The following is a 19,226-nucleotide window of genomic DNA, read 5'->3' as shown; positions in this document are numbered from 1 at the left end:
GAATGCCGCAATGGAATCAATAGCTTATGTTCAACCCTAGCCGCGACGAAGTCCGCCAGTTCTTCACCGAAACGTGGCGCAAGGAGCGCGCGGGCGAAATTCTCACGCCGCTCGAAAGCATGGCCGCCGACTGGATCCGCGAGCATCCGGAATATCAAACCGAACTCGCCGATCCCGACGCCCGCGTCGCCGACTATTCTCCGGACCGCGGCCGCACCAACCCGTTCCTGCATCTGTCGATGCATCTCGCAATCAGCGAGCAGTTGTCGATCGATCAGCCGCCGGGCATCCGACGCGCGCACGACAAGCTGGTCGCGCGGCTCGGCTCGCCGCACGATGCACAGCACGCGATCATGGAATGTCTCGGTCAGGTGATCTGGGAGGCGCAGCGAAGCAACGCGCCGCCGGACACCGATGCGTACCTCGCGCTCATCGAGCGCCGCGCTTCGAGGGACTAAACATCGCTCCAAACCAAAACACCCCGCTCGATGCGGGGTGTTTCGTTTATGCGTACGGCCGAGTCGCGCTTACTTCTTCAGCACGAGGCTGCCGTCGAGCGATTCGATATAAGCGGCGAGATCCTTCAGATCGCTTTGCGAAAGACTCTGCACCTGCGCGGCCATGATCGCGTTGTTGCGGCCGAAGTTCGGATTGCCGTTGCCCATCTGATACTGGCGCAGCGCCCAGTAGATGTAGCTCGCGTGCTGGCCCGCGAGCTTCGGATATTCGCCGCTCACCGGCTTGTTCAGGTTCGGGCCGTGGCAGGCCGCGCAGTTGTGGCTTTCGGAAAGCACCTTGCCGTTGCCCGCGTCGGCTGCGTGCGCCGTGTTCAGCGCCGTCATGCCGATGAGCGCCGCCGCCGCGCATGCTGCCTTGAAGCTGGTTTGAAGTGCCTGAGAGGGCTTCATGAATTCTCCTGTCGGCCGGGATCGCTCGCTACGCGTCGCCCCGCCCCATGCAATGTTGTCTGTCCCGCGCCGTCCGATGGCGCTTCAAACGCGCATCGGGCCAACGGGAATCACTTGTCGGGATTGTTCTTCGATTCGGGCGTCTGCGCGGCGTAGTACGCGGCGATATCGGCGATATCCTGATCGGACAGCGTCACCGCGATGGCGCGCATCGTGTCGAAGTGGCGGTCGCCCTTCTTGTACGCGTGCAGCGCATTGGCGATGTACTGCGCGTTCTGGCCGCCCAGCATCGGCACCTCGTAGGTCTCGGGGTAAGCCGTGCGATAGCCGGGAATGCCGTGGCAGCCGATGCACATCGCGACCTTGCCCTGAGCGGCCTTGGCGTTGCCCACGACGTCCGCCGACGCCTGGGTCGCGAAGCCGGCAAGACCCGACAGCGCTGCAATCACGGCACATTTGCCGACGAAATTGTTCATAGCTTCTAACCTAGCATGAGGGGAAATCGGCGCTCCGAAGGCGCGGCCCGCGCCGAGCGCACTCGCCTTCCGCGCTGCTTCTTGAGCGGTTCATCGTCAGTCCGGCTGTATCCGATGGCCGCAGGCTGGCCGCGCAGGCCAAAAAAATCGGGCTAATTGTACCGCGCGACCTCCGCACCGTCCATTATCGGAGACAGGCTGAAAGCCGCCATGGCAATGGGAAACGGCTGAAAGTCGAACATTCGACCTGCGACAATTCGCCTCTTCACATCGCGCACGCTTCGCAATCGTCCACGCTTCAGCAAGCCGCGTGCTTCGTTCGAAACGGCGTCTTTCGCGCCCTTTCGCGCGTGCGTGAACGAGGCTGCAACGATAGCGGCGAGGCGTCCGTCGGGAAAGGGCTTCTGACTTATACTGGGATTTTTTTCCTCACCGGATCCTCGTCATGCGCTTCGAAGGCTCATCGCAGTACGTCGCAACCGACGACCTCAAGCTCGCGGTGAACGCCGCGATGACGCTTCAGCGGCCCCTGCTCATCAAGGGCGAGCCCGGCACCGGCAAGACCATGCTCGCGGAGGAAGTGGCCGGCGCGCTCGGCATGCCGCTTCTGCAGTGGCACATCAAATCGACGACGAAGGCGCAGCAAGGTCTGTACGAATACGACGCCGTCTCGCGCCTGCGCGATTCGCAACTCGGCGACGAGCGCGTGAAGGACATCCGCAATTACATCGTGAAGGGCGTGCTGTGGCAGGCGTTCGAGTCGGACCAGCAGTCGGTCTTGCTGATCGATGAAATCGACAAGGCGGATATCGAATTTCCGAACGACCTGCTGCGCGAACTCGACCGCATGGAGTTCTACGTCTACGAGACGCGCGAACTCGTGAAGGCGAAGCATCGGCCGCTCGTCATCATCACGTCCAATAACGAGAAGGAGCTGCCCGACGCGTTCCTGCGCCGGTGCTTCTTCCACTACATCAAGTTCCCCGATGCCACGACGATGAAAGCCATCGTCGACGTGCATTTTCCCGGCATCAAGCAGGACCTGCTCGCCGCCGCAATGCAGAGCTTCTTCGAGCTGCGCAACGTGTCGGGGCTGAAGAAGAAGCCATCGACGTCCGAGCTGCTCGACTGGCTCAAGCTGCTGCTCGCGGAAGACATTCCGCCGGACGCGCTGCGCTCGTCGGACCAGAAGCAGATCGTTCCGCCGCTGCACGGCGCACTGCTCAAGAACGAGCAGGATGTCGCGCTCTTCGAGCGGCTGCTCTTCATGAACCGCAACAACCGCTGACGCTTTACCCGACGACGAAGAAAAAGGACACGCACGCATGAGCCGCTGGATCGAACCCGTCACGCTCGAAGGCGAGCACGTCAAGCTGGTGCCGCTGACGGTCGAGCACGAAGCCGCGCTCGCCAGCGCCGCCGCCGACGGCGAGTTGTGGAAGCTCTGGTACACGAGCGTGCCCTCGCCCGATACGGCGCGCGCCTATATCGACGCGGCCCTCGACATGCGCGAGCGGCTCGGCGCGCATCCGTTCGCGGTCATCGATGCGAAGAGCGGCGATGTCGTCGGCTCCACGCGCTATTTCAACGTCGAGGCGGCGCATCGTCGGCTGGAAATCGGCCATACGTGGTACGCGAAACGCGTGCAGCGCACCGCGCTCAACACCGAAGCGAAGCTGCTGCTGCTCGGCCACGCGTTCGAACAACTGAAGGCCATCGCGGTCGAGTTCCGCACGCATTTCATGAACCATCAGTCGCGCGCGGCCATCGCGCGGCTCGGCGCGAAACAGGACGGCATCCTGCGCAATCACCAGATCGGCAAGGACGGTGCGTATCGCGATACCGTCGTGTTCTCGATCATCGAATCGGAATGGCCGGCGGTGCGCGGGCATCTGAAGCACCGTCTCGACCGCTGATTCACGTCACGAAAGGGAGCGCGCCATGCTGATCGACTTCTTCTACTCGCTGCGCGACGCGAAGCTGCCCGTGTCCGTGAAGGAATATCTGACGCTGCTCGAAGCGCTGAAGGCGCAGGTCATCTCGCCCTCGCTCGACGAGTTCTACTTCCTCGCGCGCATGACGCTCGTGAAGGACGAGAAGTACTTCGACAAGTTCGATCGCGCGTTCGGCGCGTACTTTCACGGCGTGACGCAGCTTCCCGACGAAGCGTTCGACATCCCGCTCGACTGGCTGAAGAAGCGGCTCGAACGCGAGTTCACGGCGGAAGAGAAGAAGCGCATCGAGGCGCTGGGCGGCATCGACAAGCTGATGGAGCGCCTCAAGGAACTGATGGACGAGCAGAAGGAGCGTCACGAAGGCGGCAACAAGTGGATCGGCACCGGCGGCACGTCGCCGTTCGGGCATGGCGGCTATAACCCGGAAGGCATTCGCGTCGGCGGGGAATCGGCGGGGAATCGCACGGCGGTGAAAGTGTGGGACGAGCGCGCGTATCGCGACTACGACGATCAGGTCGAGATCGGCACGCGCAACATCAAGGTCGCGCTGCGCCGCTTGCGCCGCTTTGCACGCGAAGGCGCGGCGGAAGAGCTCGATCTGCCCGATACCATTCGCAGCACCGCCGCGAACGCGGGCTGGCTCGACCTCAAGATGGTGCCCGAGCGCCACAACAACGTGAAAGTGCTGATGCTGCTCGATGTCGGCGGCTCGATGGACGATCACATCAAGCGCGTCGAAGAGCTGTTCTCCGCCGCGAAGGCCGAGTTCAAGCATCTCGAGTTCTATTACTTCCACAACTGCGTCTACGACTATCTGTGGAAGCACAATCGCCGCCGCCACACCGAGCGCGCGTCCACCTTCGATGTGCTGCACAAGTTCACGCCCGACTACAAGCTGATCTTCGTCGGCGACGCGACCATGAGCCCGTACGAAGTGCTTCAGCCGGGCGGTTCCGTCGAGTACAACAACGCGGAAGCCGGCGCGGTCTGGCTGCGCCGGTTCGCGGATCAGTTCCCGCATCACGCGTGGCTCAATCCCGAACCCGAGCGGCTGTGGGAATACCGGCAGTCGATATCGGCGATTCGCAATGTCCTTGGCAACCGCATGTATCCGCTCACGATGGCCGGACTGGAAACGGCCATGCGCGCGCTGTCGAAGTAACCGAAAAAAGAACACGCATGAAAGCTTCCGCTCCGGCGCCCGCCGCGCCGCGCTTCTTCCTTGATACATCGCTTTCCGCTGTCGTCGCCGGTTTCGTCGCGATGATGACCGGCTACACCAGTTCGCTCGTGCTGATGTTCCAGGCGGGCCAGGCCGCGCATCTCAGCGACGCACAAATCTCCTCGTGGATCTGGGCGCTCTCGATCGGCATGGCGGTCTGCACCATCGGACTTTCGCTGCGCTTTCGCGCGCCGATCGTCGTTGCATGGTCGACGCCCGGCGCGGCGCTGCTCGTGTCGTCGCTGCCGAACGTCCCGTACGCCGATGCGATCGGCGCGTTCATCGTCTGTGCCGCGCTGCTCACGGCGGTCGGTCTGACCGGCTGGTTCGACACGCTGATGACGCGCATCCCGGCGGGCATCGCGGCGGCGCTGCTGGCGGGCATCCTGTTCGAGATCGGCATCGAGATTTTCCGCGCCGCCGAGCATCAGACGGCGCTCGTGCTCGTGATGTTCTTCACGTATCTCGTCGGCAAACGCGCTGCCCCGCGCTACGCGATTCCGGCGACGCTGCTCGCGGGTGTCGCGGTCGCGGGCGCGCTCGGGCTGCTCGACTTTTCGCGCTTTCACGTCGCGCTCGCGCATCCCGTTTTCACGATGCCCGCGTTCTCGCTCTCGGCCATCGTCAGCATCGGCGTGCCGCTTTTCGTCGTCGCGATGGCGTCGCAGAACGTGCCCGGCATCGCCGTGCTGCGCGCGGACGGCTACACGACGCCTTCCGCGCCGCTCATCTCGACGACCGGCATCGCGTCGCTCGTCCTCGCGCCGTTCGGCTCGCACGGCGTCAATCTCGCGGCGATCACGGCGGCCATCTGCACGGGCCGCGAAGCGCACGACGATCGCGACAAGCGCTACACCGCAGCCGTCTGGTGCGGCGTGTTCTATCTGATCGCGGGCGTCTTCGGCGCGACCATCGCCGCGCTGTTCGCTGCGTTTCCGAAGGCGCTCGTCGTGTCGGTCGCGGCGCTGGCGCTCTTCGGCTCGATCATGAGCGGCCTCGCCAACGCCATGCACGACGCGCGCCAGCGCGAACCCGCGCTCGTCACGTTCATGGTGACGGCATCGGGGCTCACGCTGCTATCCATCGGTTCGGCATTCTGGGGCTTGATCGCGGGCGTCGTCACGCATCTCGTGCTGAACGCCCGCCGAAGCTGACGCCGACGCGGCCTACAATGCCTACAGTTGGAAAGCCGCCGGCACGAACCGGCCCGCGCCATCGGCTGAGGAACGCCGCGACGCCCGCCCGGTCGAACCAGCCGAGCCACACGGGCGGGCGAACAGCGATCAGCGCGATCCCCTCGCCCGGGACTAAAATGGTGGAATAGCTCAACGCTTTCAGGGGCGAGCCGCACGATGCGCGCGGCATCGCGATCATGGACAACCGCGGTTTACCGCACTCTGACAAGGCGCCCTGCGCCGACGAATCCACATGACATCCGCTCTCGACCAGCTCAAGCAATACACGACGGTCGTCGCCGATACGGGCGACTTCCAGCAATTCATCCAGTTCAAGCCGCAGGACGCGACCACGAATCCGTCGCTCATCCTGAAGGCCGTCCAGAAGGACGACTACAAGCCGCTGCTCGAGAAGACCGTGAAGGAGCACGCGGGCAAGCCGATGGGTCAGATCATCGATCATCTGCTGGTCGCCTTCGGCACCGAGATTCTGAAGATCGTGCCGGGCCGCGTTTCGACCGAAGTCGACGCGCGCCTCTCGTTCGACACCAAGGCGTCCATCGACAAGGGCCGCGAGATCATCCAGTTGTACGAAAACGCCGGCATCAAGCGCGAGCGCGTGCTGATCAAGCTGGCGTCGACGTGGGAAGGCATCCGCGCGGCGGAAGTGCTGCAGAAGGAAGGCATCCGCTGCAACATGACGCTCCTCTTCTCGCTGGCACAGGCCGCCGCGTGCGCGGACGCGGGCGCGCAACTGATCTCGCCGTTCGTCGGCCGCATCTACGACTGGTACAAGAAGTCCGCCGGCGCCGAATGGGACGAAGTGAAGAACGGCGGCGCGAACGATCCGGGCGTGCAGTCGGTGCGCCGCATTTACGCGTACTACAAGAAGTTCGGCTACAAGACCGAGGTGATGGGCGCGAGCTTCCGCACCGTCAGCCAGATCATGGAACTGGCCGGCTGCGACCTGCTGACGATCAGCCCCGATCTGCTGAAGAAGCTGGCCGACAGCGACGAAAAGGTCGAGCGCAAGCTCTCGCCGGAAGCGGTGTCGAACGAGAACATCGAGAAAATCGGCGTCGATGAGCCGACCTTCCGCTTCCTCGTCAACGAAGACGCGATGGCGACGGAAAAGCTCGCGGAAGGCATCCGCGCATTCGCCGCCGATGCCATCAAGCTCGAAAAGCTGATCACCGCGCTGCAATAAGCGCGCTGGCGGGCGCGTCAGGCGCCCGCCTTCTCTTTCCCCGTGACATCGCTTCCCGAAACTGTGCCTTTCGGTCGTCTTTGACCTAAATTGACCGTTTCGCGGCCGGGACGTAATCCGCATCAAATAGACTTTCCTGCTTTGGCGGGTACGCCGCCAGGCCCGGAGAAGTCAGTCATGCAACTGGATACGTATCTTTTTTATAACGGCGGGTGCGCGGACGCCCTCGCGCTTTATCAGGCCGCGTTCGGTGCGCAGATTCACACGCTGATCCGTTTCAGAGACACGCCCGACGCAGCCAACGTGCCGCCCGAGTGGCAGGACAAGGTCATGCACGGCCTGTTCAGCCTCGGCTCCAGCGCGATCATGGTGTCCGACGGGCAGTTCGGCCAGCCGCCGAAGGAATATCACGGCTTCACGCTATCCATCGGCGCCGACGACGCCGCATCCGGCGAGCGCACGTTCAACATCCTCGCCGAAGGCGGCACCGTGCTGACGCCGTGGCAATCGACGTTTTTCACGACGGGCTTCGGCATGCTCAAGGACCGCTTCGGCGTGCCGTGGCTCATCAACGTCGTCGATTCAGTGGAACCGGCCGCTGCGCCCGCGCCTCAAGAGGCGTGAAGCGCAAGGCGCGTCAGCCGTTGAAGGGCCGCGCGCCTTCTATATTCCACTGCCGTTCTATTTCACCGAGACGCAGCCGCAGGCGATCCACCTGCTCGTCGAAACGCATCGCGAGCCAATGCATGCCCTGCTGCGCCGATTCCGCTTCCTCGCCGGTTTCCGTCATCGCGCCGGCGTGAACGTAAAGCAGGCCGACGCGCCCGAAGCGCAGCGCCCGCGCCATCTGCAACAGCCTGTGCCGCGTCTGCTGCTCGCGCGGCGTGCAGTCGAGCGCGAGGCCGTGCGCATTGCCCGATGCTTCCGGCAGCGACGTCACCAGCATCTCCAGCGCGGCGAGTATCGAGCGATGCAGCCGCTGAATCTCCTCCAGCCGCGCGATCGGCACGCCCGTTTCCTTCGCGACGGAATCCATCAGCGCGCGCGACTGCACGAGCCGCTGGGTCATCGCGAGAAAGCGCCGCGTGGTTTCCTCGGCGATCAGCGGCCTGCCGTCGAGCAACGCGCCATAAAGACGCGCGCATTCACGCAGATTGTCGGCGAGACGGTATCGCCAGGAATAGGTCGCGTATTGCGGAAGCACGAACGAAAACGCGAGCGCGATTGCAATGCCGATCAGCACGTTCGCCGTGCGCCACAGGCCGACATCGAACGGGGAATCGCCGTGGCCCGCGACGATGACCATCGTGATCGCGGTCAGCAGCGCGACGTAGCCCGCCTTGCCGATCGCGTAATACGCGCATGCGCCCGCGATCGCCGACATCAGGACGAAGAACAGCGTGAGCGAGCCGAAGAGCATATGCACGAGGATCAACGCGAGACCGATCGCCGCGCCGAGCGCCGTGCCGATCGCGCGTTCGGCCGCCTTCTTGCGGATATTGCCGTAATGCTGCAGCCCGCCGATCACGACGATCAGCGAGACCGACGCCCACACGCCGTGCGGCACGTCGATGCCCGTGGTGACGAGAAACGACGTCGCCATGCCGAGCGCGACGCGCACCGCGTGAATCGTCTTCGCGTGGCGGTATCGGAAAAACGGCGACTTGACGCCGTGCCACAACCGCCGCGCGCGGCCCTTGCGCAATGACGCCGATGTCGATGAAGCCATGGTTCGCTCGCGTCGATGAGTGCTTGCTGTTTCGCTTGCCTTGAAGACAAAACGCCCGCAACGGCCGGTGGCCATTACGGGCGTTAGCGTAGCAGACGCGATGCCGCGAGATGCGCGGGCGCGCGAGGTCAGCTTTCCACGACGTCCAGATAATCCTCCGGCCGCGTGCGGTCGTCGGATCGCTTGAGGCCGAGCGCGCGCACGAGCACGCTCACGACAATCGAGACGATCAGGTTCGCGATCAGCGCCCAGACGGCCGCATAGCCCGGCACGACGTAGCCGAACAGATGCAGCGGATAGATCGAACCCTTCAGTTGCAGCGACACGGCCATCCACGTGCCGACGCCGATGCCCACCGCCCAGCCGATCAGCAAGCCGCGATGATCGAGCACGCGCGTGTAGAGGCCGAGCACGAGCGCGGGCAGCGTCTGGATGATCCAGATGCCGCCGAGCAGTTGCAGCTGAATGGCGTAGGTCAGCGGCAGCGCGAGAATGAACACGACCGCGCCGACCTTCACGATCAGCGAAACCAGCTTGGCGACGTTGGTTTCCTGCTCGGGCGTCATCGAACGATTCACGAATTCGCGATGCACGTTGCGCGTGTAGAGGTTCGCCGCCGCGATCGACATGATCGCCGCCGGAACCAGCGCGCCGATGCCGATGGCCGCGAACGCCACGCCCACGAACCACGACGGGAAGTAGTGCAGGAACAGCGCCGGCACCGCGAAGTTCGCGCCGTACGCCTTGAAGTACGACGCGTACTCCGGCATGTCCTTCACGCCCGAGGCGAGCGCCATGTAGCCGAGCAGCGCGAGCAGCCCGAGCACCAGCGAATACGCGGGCAAGAGCGACATGTTGCGGCGGATCGTGTTGCCCGAGTTCGACGAGAGAATTGCCGTCACCGAGTGCGGATACAGGAAGAGCGCGAGCGCCGAGCCGACCGCGAGCGTCGCATACGCGCTGTAGCCGTTGAGGCTCGCGGCGTCGGGCGCTTTCAGCAGCAGCTTCGCGGGCGGCACCGAACCGAAGATGTGGCCGAAGCCGCCGAGCTGCGCGGGAATCACGATCATCGCGGCGATGATCGTGATGTAGATCAGCACGTCCTTGACCACGGCGATCATCGCGGGCGCGCGCAGCCCCGACGTGTACGTGTACGCGGCGAGAATCGCGAACGCGATGATGAGCGGCAAGTCGCCGACGAAGCCCTGCGTGCTGAAGCCGAGCGCGCCGATCACCACTTCGATGCCGACGAGTTGCAGCGCGATATACGGCATCGTCGCGACGATACCCGTCCCGGCGACCGCCAGCGCGAGCATGCGGCTGTTGTATCGCGCGTGGACGAAGTCGGCGGCGGTCACATAGCCATGACGCTTCGCGATGCTCCACAGCTTCGGAAACACGACGAACGCGAACGGATAGATGAGGATGGTGTACGGCAGCGCGAAGAAGCCCGTCGCGCCTGCGCCGAACACGAGCGCCGGCACCGCGACGAACGTGTACGCGGTGTACAGGTCGCCGCCGAGCAGGAACCACGTAACGATGGTCCCGAAGCGCCGGCCGCCGAGGCCCCATTCGTCGAGTTGCGCGAGATCGCCCTTGCGCCAGTGAGCGGCGATGAAGCCGAGGATCGTCACGCCGACGAAGAACAGAACGAAGACGAAGGTTGCGGTGCCGTTCATCATCGCGCACCTCCCTGGGCGTTACGGCCCGAAGGCAGCGCCTTCGTCTTCTTGTAGACGAGCGCCGTGATGACCGCGCTGATCAGCACCCAGAGAAGCTGATACCAGTAGAAGAACGGAAAGCCCCAGAGAACCGGCTCGATCTTGTTGTAGAACGGCACCCATACTACGCCGATCCACGGAAGGATCAGCAGCCAGAGCCAATGTTTGTTGCGCGGTTGTCCTGTTCGGCTCGGATCGGAAGCCATGACCGTCTCCTCTTGCGGCCAGAGCCGGACATTGCCCGTTACTCCGGTCCCATGCAAATTGTTCGCTTTGTTTTGAGCATGCGCTTCTCGAGCCGCGCCCGGAGAGCCTGCGGGCTCGGCCGGTGCGGCGGGCAGGCAGTCACGCCGCTGGAAGCGCCCCCGAAATAACAGGAGGAGTATAGGGACCGCCAAAACACGGTCAAGCAGGGGGAATCCCGACCATTCTCCTTACGTGAAAGACACTTGTAACGGGGTCACGCCCTGCGTCGGTGCAATGCGTGCCGATGCGCTCAGATGGTGAACGAGCCGTTCGCCGGAACGCCGGCGCTTTCGACGAGGCCCTGCACCCACTTGCGCGCGGGCAGGCCGAGTTGCGCTTCGAGCAGTTTCGCGCGTTCGTTGAGCGCGGCGAACGGCACGTCGAGCGCGGGTCCGGCGAACGCGATGGCGACGCGATTGCCGTCGTGCACTTCGGGCAGCGCGATCACGCGGCGATCGAATGCTTCGTTCAAGTGACGCATGTTGCGCACGAAGCTCGGATGATCGCCGAACAGGTTGATGGTGACGACGCCCGCTTCCGGCGTGAGACACGCGCGGCATGCGCGATAGAACGACACGCTGTCGAGCACGGGGCCGCGCGCGGTGGCGTCGTAGATATCGATCTGCAACGCGCCGATGGTTCCGTGATTCGCGCGGTCGTTGACGAACTCCCACGCATCGCGTTCGGTGACGGTGAGGCGGGCGTCGTCGTAGGGCAACTCGAACATCGCGCGCGCCGCGATGACGACAGCCGGATTCAGCTCCACCGCCTCCACTTTCGCGCGCTTCAAAAACCGGTAGCAGAACTTCGTGAGCGCCGCCGCGCCCAGGCCCAGTTGCACGATGCGCTCGGGCGTTTCGATGAAGAGCAGCCACGCCATCATCTGCTGCGCGTATTCGAGTTCGATGTGATCGGGCTTTTTGAGGCGCATCGCGCCCTGGACCCATTCGGTGCCGAAATGCAGGAAGCGCACGCCGCCTTCTTCGGAGAACGTCACGGGCGCGAAGCGCGGCTTGCGCGGCGCGTCGATGCGCGGTGCGTTGGCGAGGTCGTCGGCATCGGACTTGTTACGGCGTGCTTGCTTGCCGCTGTCTTTCTTGCGGCCGAACGCGCGGGCTTCAGCCGACGCGCGCTTGATCAGATTCGTCATGAGTGAGGATGTCGCGCCAGATGCGCAATTTTTGGTCGAACGAGAGGATAGCATTGGCCGGACTCGACGACGGCAGCACGAGCGTGGCGTACCCCGCCGCGCCGATCAGGGGCGCGAATTTGCCCGATGTCTTGCCGTTGAAGCACACCTTGCGCAGCTTCGGAAAGCGCACGTGAAAGGCGGCGAAGTCGTTCGGCGATGCGTTGCGGATCGCGCTGTCGAGACTGCCTTCGCGTTCGCATGCGGCGAGCACGTCCCATAAGCCGATGCCGTTTTGCAGCAGCTTGCCGATGCGCGCGTCGTACGGGAGTTCGTGCAGCGGTTCGTCGATGGCCGCGCCGACGAGCCGCCAGAACTGGTTGCGCGGATGCGCGTAATACTGCGTCGCGGCCAGCGATGCGACGCCCGGAAAGCTGCCGAGAATGAGCGTGTGCGTCGCGTGATCGCCGATCGGCGGAAAGCCTGCGAGTTTCATTTGGCCTCGCCGCGCACGACGCGCTTCGCATGCGACGCGAGATGCCCGTAAGCACGCGCATGTTCGCGATGATGCCGCTCGCCGTGCGACGCGGCGAGCTTGCGCCAGAGCGCATCGAGCATGCATTCGGTGACCATCAGCGGCGCGCCGTGGCGCACGAAGACGGATCGGCGCGCCACAAGTGCGTGCGGTGCGTGCGGTGCGTGCGGTGCGTGCGGTGCGTGCGGTGCGTGCGGTGCGTGCGGCGCGCCGGCTCGCTTCGCGCTTTGCGCCGCCAGCCGATAGAGCGGATGACGCGCGGTCAGCACGCGGCTCGCGAGCATCGAACGGGACACGCTGCTGTCGCTATAAAGCAGTTCCGCGAGCGGGCGCGTGCGCAAACGGCGCATCGATTGCCATACGCCCGTGCTGTGCGAAAGCGCGACGATGCTGTGCGCGGCGACGAACGGCACGCCGTCGACTTTCAGCGTGACTTCGCGTGTCCAGACGGGTGTGCGCGGCGTGACGCCGATCGCGCGCCATTCGTCTCGCCACGGAATATCGACGGCTTCGCGCGTCACATCGACCGTTACCGCACCGAGCACGCGCAAGTGAGCGGTGAGAGAACCGCCGCGGGTGAGCCAGTCTTTTTGATCGTCGGTGCAGGCGGGATGCGGCGTGATGCGCCAGTGAGCATCGGCGGGATCGTTGGGAATCGACATGGCGGAGATTATAGAACCGCGCCGGAGTTCGAGATTCGACCTTGCCGCCATTCAACAAGTATTGCAGGGCCAAACAAAAACGCGCCGCCGGTTCCCCGGCGGCGCGCTCTTCTTCACCGCATCAAACCATCAACGCGCCAGCAACAACGCATTCGTCCGCTTGACGAAGCTCGCCGGATCTTCCAGCACGCCGCCTTCGGCCAGCATCGCCTGATCGAAAAGCAGATGGCACCAGTCGCCGAAGTTCGCGTCGTCGGCATTCAGCGCCTTCACGAGCGGATGATCCGGATTCACTTCCAGAATCGGCTCCGCTTGCGGCGCCTTCTGCCCCGCCGCCTTCAGCATGCGCTGCAGATAGCCGCTCATGTCGCCTTCATCCGCGACGAGGCAGCTCGGCGAATCGGTCAGGCGGAACGTGAGGCGCACGTCCTTCGCCTTGCCTTCGAGCGCTTCCTTCATCTTCTCGACGAGCGGCTTCATCTCCTCGCCGACCTTCTCCTGCTGCTGCTTTTCCTCGTCGTTCAGCGCGCCGAGATCCAGATCGCCGCGCGCGACGCTCTGCAACGGCTTGCCATCGAACTCGTTCAGGAACGACAGCATCCACTCGTCGACGCGATCCGTCATCAGCAGCACTTCGACGCCCTTCTTGCGGAACACTTCGAGATGCGGGCTGTTCTTCGCGGCCTGCCAGTTGTCGGCGGTGACGTAGTAGATCTTCGTCTGCTCGGGCTTCATGCGCGCGACGTAATCCGCGAGCGACACGTTCTGCGCGTCGCTGTCGTTATGCGTCGATGCGAAGCGCACCAGCTTCGCGATGCGTTCGCGGTTGCCGAAGTCCTCGCCGATGCCTTCCTTCAGCACCTGACCGAACTCGTTCCAGAACGTCTGATACTTTTGCTTGTCGGCGTCTTCCGTGGCTTCCGCCGACGACGTCGCGATCTCTTCCAGCATCGACAGCACGCGCTTGGTCACGCCTTCGCGAATGGCCTTCACGTCGCGGCTTTCCTGCAGGATTTCGCGCGAGACGTTGAGCGGCAGATCGGCGGAATCGACCACGCCCTTCACGAAACGCAGATACGCGGGCAGCAGTTGCTCGGCATCGTCCATGATGAAGACGCGCTTCACGTACAGCTTCAGCCCGCCGCGATGCTCTCGGTTCCACAGATCGAACGGCGCGTGCTTCGGCACGTACAGCAGTTGCGTGTACTCGCTGCGGCCTTCGACACGGTTGTGCGTCCACGCGAGCGGATCGTCGTGATCGTGCGAAATGTGCTGATAGAACTGCTTGTACTGCTCGTCCGTGATGTCGTTCTTCGAACGCGTCCACAGCGCGCTCGCCTGGTTGACGGTCTCGTCCTCGTCCTTCTCGACCATCTCGCCCTTCTCGGCGTCCCATTCTTCTTTCTTCATGAGGATGGGCAGCGCGACGTGATCCGAATACTTCTGGATAATCGACTTCAGCCGATGCGCCGACAGCAGTTCGTCCTCGTCCGCGCGCAGATGCAGCGTGATGGTCGTGCCGCGTTGCGCGCGCTCGATGTCCTCGATCTCGAAGTCGCCCTCGCCCGCGCTCGTCCAGCGCACGCCCTGGCTCGCCGGCAGACCGGCACGGCGCGTCTCGACCGTGATCTTGTCCGCGACGATGAAGCCCGAGTAGAAGCCCACGCCGAACTGGCCGATCAGCGCGGCGTCCTTCTGCTGGTCGCCGGAGAGCTTCGAGAAGAATTCCTTGGTGCCCGAACGCGCGATGGTGCCGAGGTGCGAGATGGCTTCGTCGCGGCTCATGCCGATGCCGTTATCGTCGATGATGACGGTGCGCGCGGCCTTGTCGAACGACACGCGGATGCGCAGGTCGGGATCGTTCTCGTACAGCGCGCTGTTTTCGATGGCTTCGAAGCGCAGCTTGTCCGCGGCGTCGGACGCGTTGGAAATCAGCTCGCGCAGGAAAATTTCCTTGTTGCTGTAGAGCGAATGGATCATCAGGTGCAGAAGCTGCTTCACTTCCGCCTGAAAGCTCATGGTTTCTTGCGCCATGGTCGGGTCCTCTGAGTTGGGTTCGTCAATAGCTGTCAGGCCGCCGGGCGCGCTTTCGTGCAGCGTAAAATTGCGCGCCCCGGCGAATTCGTCCGATATGAGGCCGATCCGTTCCTTTTCAAGAGCCGATGCCCGCGCGTTTCGCCAGCATCCGCATCCCGATTCATCGAAACGAACCGCCATGCTTTTGCCACGCACGCCCGATCGCCGTGTCCGTCCGCTCACGCCGGACGAAATCGCGCTCGCGCGTCTTGTTTTTCGCGATGCGATCGATTACTCGACGGTCCGCGTCCACGCGCGGCCGTATCTGCCGTTCGGACTGCAGCCGCCGCACACCGCGATGGCGCCCAACGGCAACCTCTATTTTCCGCCGGCCTGTCATCAGGACGATTTCGCCGCGTGCGGCATCTCGGACCAGATGTGGTTCATCCACGAGATGACGCACGTCTGGCAGTTCCAGCTCGGCTACTGGGTGCGCACGCGCGGCGCGATCCGCATCGGCCTGGATTACGGCTACAGGCTCGGCGTTGGCAGGCGTCTGTCCGACTACAACATGGAAGCGCAAGGCAACCTGCTTGCCGATTATTTCGCGCTGCGCTTTCGCGACGCCCCGAGCCGCCTCTACGAACCGCGCTACCGCCACGCGCCCGATGCGCTCGCGCTCTTCGAAGCCGTGCTCGCGGATTTCATCGACGCGCCGTCCGATCGCCGTCATCTGCCGAAACGCCGCGCCGCGCGACTTTCTCCAGATGGCCCTCGATGAGCGCGGGCAACGCCGGATCGCCGCAATTGGCGATGTTGAAGCGCATCCACGTCGTCGGCGACTGCTGCGGCGAAAACAGGCTGCCGGGCGTCAGCAGGAAGCCCGCTTCGTGACCCGCCGCCGCGAGACCATCCGAATCCACGCCCGCATCGGCCCAGAGGAACATGCCCGCCTCGGGCGTCGTGAATAGCCGCAGGCCGGTCCGTTCGAGCATGCGCGCGGTCTTGTCGCGCACGCCGTCGAGCCGCGTGCGCAGCCGCTCGACGTGTCGCCGGTAATGTCCCTCGGTCAGCACCTTGTAGACGACGCGCTCGTTCAGTTCCGGACTCGTCATGCCGACGAGCATCTTCTGGTCGGCGAGCGCCTTCGCCACGTCCGCCGACGCCGCGACATAGCCCACGCGCAGATTCGCCGCGAGCGTCTTCGAAAAGCTGCCGAGAAAGATCACGCGTTTGAGCTGATCGAGCGATGCGAGGCGCGTCGCGGGATAACCGGTCGGGCAGAGATCGCCGTAGACATCGTCCTCGACGACGATGAAGTCGTATTGCTGCGCGAGTTGCAGGATGCGAAACGCCTGCGCGGCCGTCAGCGACGTGCCGGTCGGGTTGTGCAGCACCGAATTGATGATGAGCATTTTCGGCCGCCACGTGGCGACGAGCGTTTCGAGCGCGTCGAGATCGGGGCCGTCGGGCGTATACGGCATGCCGACGAGCCGCGCGCCCTGCGACGCGAATCGGCCGAACATCTGGAACCACGCCGGATCGCCGACGATCACGGCATCGCCCGGTTTGACGTAGAGCCGCGCGATCAGGTCGATTGCCTGCGTGATGCCCGACACGAGCACGAGCTGCTGCTCCGACGCGCCGATCTCCAGTTCCGCGAGCCGCGTCTGCAATTGCTGGCGCAGCGGCAGGAAGCCCTGCGGCGTGCCGAAGCCGAGCATTTGCGCGCCGGAGAGGCGGCTCATCGAGCGCAGCGCGTTGGTGATGAGTTCGCCGTCCAGCCAGCGCCCCGGCAAATAACCGAGGCCCGGGCCTTTTTCCGGGCTCGCGGTATGCAGCATGTTGCGCAAGAGCCAGACGACGTCGATGGCGCTCTGAACCGGCTCGCTCTGCGCCGCCGCGCCCGACGCGCCTACCGCGTTCGCCGCCGACACGACACGATCGCGCACGTAGAAACCGGAGCCGCGCCGCGAATCGAGATAGCCGTGCGCGACGAGCCGCTCGTAAGCCTCGACGACGGTGAAGCGCGACACGCCTTTATCGATGGCGAGCTTGCGGATCGACGGCATGCGCATGCCGGGGCGAAACACGCGCTCGTCGATGCGTCGACGGCCCCATTGAACCAGCTGTTCGACGAGCGTGAGCGGGCTGGCGTCGTGCGGGGCGGGAATTTGATCGAGCGGGACGGACATTGCGGGTTCCTCGTCAGCGGCGCTAACGCCATCGGCTGAAAACTGTACCGAATCCAATCTGGCCGATTGTACCGTTACTGTTCTGGTGGTTACGGCTACATTTTGCGTTCCGGCAATCGAATCAGCGCGCTTTTCGCCCCGCCGGGCGAACGGTTATGCTAACGGCCCGATTTCGCTCACCGCTGACCATGACCGCTCATCCGCTGAAACTGGACCATCTCGTGATCGCCGCCCGCACGCTCGAGGAAGGCGCGCAGTTCGTCGCCGCGAAGTTCGGCATTGAGACCGCGCCGGGCGGCGCGCATCCGCTGATGGGCACGCACAATCGCCTGCTGAACCTGTGGGGTGGCGCGTATCTGGAAGTGATCGCCGTCGATCCGGCCGCCGCGCCGCGTGAAGCGCCGCGCGCCCGCCTCTTCGCGCTCGACGATCCCGCGATGCACGAACGCCTCGCGAATGGTCCGCAACTCGTGCACTGGGTAGCGCGCGTGGATCGGCCGAAGTCGCTCTCGCGCTGGCGCGAGCAGTATCCGGAACGCATCGCACCTGTCGTGGCGATGTCGCGCGGCGGCAATACCTGGAGCCTCACCGTTCCCGACGACGGCGCGTTCCCCGCGTGCGGCGACGCCGGCCACGGCGTGCTGCCCTCGCTGATCCCGTGGGACACGCCGCGCCATCCGGGCGACGCGTTGCCCGAGAGCGGCATCCTGCTGCGCTCGCTCACGGGCTTTCATCCGAACGCGGATGCCGTCGCGGAACAGCTGGCGTGGCTCGGTGCGTCGCATTTGATGCGCGTCGAGCCGACGGCGGGCGCGCCCGTGATCGTCGCGGAATTCGAGCTGCCGGACGGCTCCACGCTCACGCTCGGCGAAGCTGCGGAAACGGCCGAAGCCGCGCGAGTTGCGCAGCAGGACGCGGGCAAGCGCCGTCGCGCAAAGGGCAGTAAGACCGCCGACGCGCCAGCCGAACCCGAATTGCCCTTTTCCACCGATACAACTGATTAACGCACCGTAATCGATACGAGGAGACGCCGCATCATGAAGACCCGCGAAACCGAAGGCATGCTGCTGGGCCTGATCGGCGTCGTCATTTTCAGCCTGACGCTGCCGATGACGCGCATCGTCGTGCAGGAAGTGCATCCGCTCCTGAACGGCCTCGGGCGCGCGCTCGTCGCGGCGATTCCCGCCGCGCTCCTGCTCGCGTGGCGGCGCGAAAAGCTGCCGACGTGGCCGCAGGTCAAGAGCCTCGCCGTCGTCGCGCTGGGCGTGATCATCGCGTTTCCGGTGTTTTCCGCCTGGGCCATGAAAACCGTGCCCGCCTCGCACGGCGCGGTCGTGAACGGCCTGCAGCCGCTGTGCGTCGCGATCTACGCGGCGTGGCTCTCGCACGAACGGCCGTCGAAGGCGTTCTGGGCGAGCGCGGTGGCGGGCAGCGCGATCGTCGTCGCGTTCGCGCTGCAGTCGGGCGGCGGCGGGCTCCAGGCGGGCGACCTGCTGATGCTCGTCGCGGTCGGCATCGGCGCGCTCGGCTACGCGGAAGGCGCGCGGCTCGCGCGTCAGATGGGCGGCTGGCAGGTCATCTGCTGGGCGCTCGTGCTGTCCGCGCCGTTCCTGCTGCTGCCGGTCGGCTGGCTCGCGTGGGCGCATCACGCGGCGCATCCGGAGCCGCTCGCGCTGCGCACCTGGCTCGCGTTCGGCTACGTGACGCTCTTCTCGCAGTTCATCGGCTTCTTCGCGTGGTACGCGGGCCTGGCGATGGGCGGCATCGCGCGCGTCGGGCAAGTGCAACTGCTGCAAATCTTCTTCACGATGGCGCTTTCCGCGCTCTTCTTCGGCGAACACGTGAGCACGTCGACGTGGCTGTACGCGGCGGCGGTCATCGTGACCGTCGTGCTGGGCCGCAAGGCCGCGGTGCGGGCGGCGCCCGCTGTCGTCTCGACGCCGGCTCCGGCTCCGCAAGCGCGGCGCACTTCCGCTGGCGGCAGCAGCGATGCGGCGCGCGTCGCGGCCGGCGCGGTCGATAATGCGCCCATCGCCCTGCGCACGGGCCG

The 19,226-nt window shown here is 64.7% G+C and carries 20 protein-coding genes and 1 pseudogene; 10 read left to right on the top strand and 11 right to left on the bottom strand.

The features are described from left to right. Nucleotides 1-26: 26 nt before the first annotated feature. Complete coding sequence (locus AWB72_RS05420) at nucleotides 27-458, top strand: DUF1841 family protein (RefSeq protein WP_040048860.1); 432 nt, start codon at nucleotides 27-29, stop codon at nucleotides 456-458. A 69-nt stretch (nucleotides 459-527) separates the two neighbouring features. Here the strand turns inward: AWB72_RS05420 and AWB72_RS05415 are convergent, their stop codons facing one another. After that, complete coding sequence (locus AWB72_RS05415; protein ID WP_040048861.1) at nucleotides 528-908, bottom strand: c-type cytochrome; 381 nt, start codon at nucleotides 906-908, stop codon at nucleotides 528-530. 110 nt (nucleotides 909-1,018) lie between these two features. After that, nucleotides 1,019-1,384: a c-type cytochrome gene (locus AWB72_RS05410; RefSeq protein ID WP_035960766.1), complete on the bottom strand. Its 366-nt coding sequence runs from the start codon at nucleotides 1,382-1,384 to the stop codon at nucleotides 1,019-1,021. Nucleotides 1,385-1,829: 445 nt separating this feature from the next. Between AWB72_RS05410 and AWB72_RS05405 the strand changes: the two genes are divergently transcribed. The 4 genes from AWB72_RS05405 to AWB72_RS05390 are packed head-to-tail and all read left to right on the top strand — an operon-like array spanning nucleotide 1,830 to nucleotide 5,715. Next, nucleotides 1,830-2,672: an AAA family ATPase gene (locus tag AWB72_RS05405; protein WP_040048862.1), complete on the top strand. Its 843-nt coding sequence runs from the start codon at nucleotides 1,830-1,832 to the stop codon at nucleotides 2,670-2,672. Nucleotides 2,673-2,709: 37 nt separating this feature from the next. Then, a complete protein-coding gene (locus AWB72_RS05400) occupies nucleotides 2,710-3,300 on the top strand; it encodes a GNAT family N-acetyltransferase (protein ID WP_040048863.1) in 591 nt (196 codons plus the stop codon). A gap of 25 nt (nucleotides 3,301-3,325) precedes the next feature. Next, on the top strand, nucleotides 3,326-4,501 hold the full coding sequence (locus AWB72_RS05395) for a vWA domain-containing protein (RefSeq protein ID WP_040048864.1): 1,176 nt from the start codon (nucleotides 3,326-3,328) through the stop codon (nucleotides 4,499-4,501). Nucleotides 4,502-4,518: 17 nt separating this feature from the next. Further along, nucleotides 4,519-5,715, top strand: a complete 1,197-nt coding sequence (locus AWB72_RS05390) for a benzoate/H(+) symporter BenE family transporter (protein ID WP_040048865.1) — start codon at nucleotides 4,519-4,521, stop codon at nucleotides 5,713-5,715. Here the strand turns inward: AWB72_RS05390 and AWB72_RS28435 are convergent. Further along, nucleotides 5,681-5,935 (bottom strand): hypothetical protein, encoded by a 255-nt coding sequence (locus AWB72_RS28435; protein WP_143754578.1) that lies wholly within the window; start codon nucleotides 5,933-5,935, stop codon nucleotides 5,681-5,683. The genes AWB72_RS05390 and AWB72_RS28435 overlap by 35 nt on opposite strands. A gap of 54 nt (nucleotides 5,936-5,989) precedes the next feature. Here AWB72_RS28435 and tal point away from each other — a divergent pair, with 54 nt between their 5' ends. Both tal and AWB72_RS05380 read left to right on the top strand, forming a co-directional pair. Then, nucleotides 5,990-6,943, top strand: coding sequence for a transaldolase (gene tal, locus AWB72_RS05385; RefSeq protein ID WP_040048866.1), 954 nt, complete (start codon nucleotides 5,990-5,992; stop codon nucleotides 6,941-6,943). Between the two features lie 177 nt (nucleotides 6,944-7,120). Continuing rightward, nucleotides 7,121-7,567, top strand: coding sequence for a VOC family protein (locus tag AWB72_RS05380; RefSeq protein ID WP_040048867.1), 447 nt, complete (start codon nucleotides 7,121-7,123; stop codon nucleotides 7,565-7,567). A gap of 13 nt (nucleotides 7,568-7,580) precedes the next feature. On the opposite strand, the gene AWB72_RS05375 is transcribed toward AWB72_RS05380, so the two are convergent. From AWB72_RS05375 to htpG, 7 genes are all read right to left on the bottom strand, one after another. After that, entirely contained in the window at nucleotides 7,581-8,672 is a 1,092-nt protein-coding gene (locus tag AWB72_RS05375) for an FUSC family protein (protein ID WP_052449702.1), read from the bottom strand. A 128-nt stretch (nucleotides 8,673-8,800) separates the two neighbouring features. Continuing rightward, nucleotides 8,801-10,351, bottom strand: coding sequence for a monocarboxylate uptake permease MctP (mctP, locus tag AWB72_RS05370; protein WP_040048938.1), 1,551 nt, complete (start codon nucleotides 10,349-10,351; stop codon nucleotides 8,801-8,803). After that, nucleotides 10,351-10,599, bottom strand: coding sequence for a DUF3311 domain-containing protein (locus tag AWB72_RS05365; protein ID WP_040048868.1), 249 nt, complete (start codon nucleotides 10,597-10,599; stop codon nucleotides 10,351-10,353). The genes mctP and AWB72_RS05365 overlap by 1 nt, the downstream gene beginning before the upstream one ends. Nucleotides 10,600-10,889: 290 nt before the next feature. Further along, complete coding sequence (locus AWB72_RS05360) at nucleotides 10,890-11,789, bottom strand: class I SAM-dependent methyltransferase (RefSeq protein ID WP_040048869.1); 900 nt, start codon at nucleotides 11,787-11,789, stop codon at nucleotides 10,890-10,892. Beyond that, entirely contained in the window at nucleotides 11,758-12,264 is a 507-nt protein-coding gene (locus tag AWB72_RS05355; RefSeq protein WP_040048870.1) for a DNA-deoxyinosine glycosylase, read from the bottom strand. Before AWB72_RS05355 ends, AWB72_RS05360 begins: the two co-directional genes overlap by 32 nt. After that, nucleotides 12,261-12,965, bottom strand: coding sequence for a chorismate--pyruvate lyase family protein (locus AWB72_RS05350; protein WP_040048871.1), 705 nt, complete (start codon nucleotides 12,963-12,965; stop codon nucleotides 12,261-12,263). The genes AWB72_RS05355 and AWB72_RS05350 overlap by 4 nt, the downstream gene beginning before the upstream one ends. A gap of 129 nt (nucleotides 12,966-13,094) precedes the next feature. Then, the gene (gene htpG, locus AWB72_RS05345; RefSeq protein ID WP_040048939.1) at nucleotides 13,095-14,999 is read right to left on the bottom strand and encodes a molecular chaperone HtpG; all 1,905 of its coding nucleotides are present in this window, start codon (nucleotides 14,997-14,999) and stop codon (nucleotides 13,095-13,097) included. A gap of 181 nt (nucleotides 15,000-15,180) precedes the next feature. Between htpG and AWB72_RS05340 the strand changes: the two genes are divergently transcribed. Further along, nucleotides 15,181-15,762, top strand: coding sequence for a Rhs element Vgr protein (locus AWB72_RS05340; protein ID WP_040048872.1), 582 nt, complete (start codon nucleotides 15,181-15,183; stop codon nucleotides 15,760-15,762). Here the strand turns inward: AWB72_RS05340 and AWB72_RS05335 are convergent. Then, nucleotides 15,686-17,176 carry an aminotransferase-like domain-containing protein gene (locus tag AWB72_RS05335; protein ID WP_040048873.1) on the bottom strand — a complete coding sequence of 497 codons (1,491 nt, stop codon included), beginning with the start codon at nucleotides 17,174-17,176 and terminating at the stop codon, nucleotides 15,686-15,688. The genes AWB72_RS05340 and AWB72_RS05335 overlap by 77 nt on opposite strands. Before the next feature lie 188 nt (nucleotides 17,177-17,364). Between AWB72_RS05335 and AWB72_RS05330 the strand changes: the two genes are divergently transcribed. Continuing rightward, nucleotides 17,365-18,180, top strand: coding sequence for a VOC family protein (locus AWB72_RS05330; RefSeq protein ID WP_052449703.1), 816 nt, complete (start codon nucleotides 17,365-17,367; stop codon nucleotides 18,178-18,180). Between the two features lie 33 nt (nucleotides 18,181-18,213). Continuing rightward, nucleotides 18,214-19,101, top strand: a pseudogene (locus tag AWB72_RS05325) (DMT family transporter); the annotation flags it as partial. Nucleotides 19,102-19,226: the final 125 nt, after the last annotated feature.

Origin of the sequence: Caballeronia concitans (assembly GCF_001544615.1) — a bacterium.
Classification (GTDB): domain Bacteria; phylum Pseudomonadota; class Gammaproteobacteria; order Burkholderiales; family Burkholderiaceae; genus Caballeronia; species Caballeronia concitans.
This window is presented reverse-complemented; position numbering and strand designations above follow the sequence as displayed.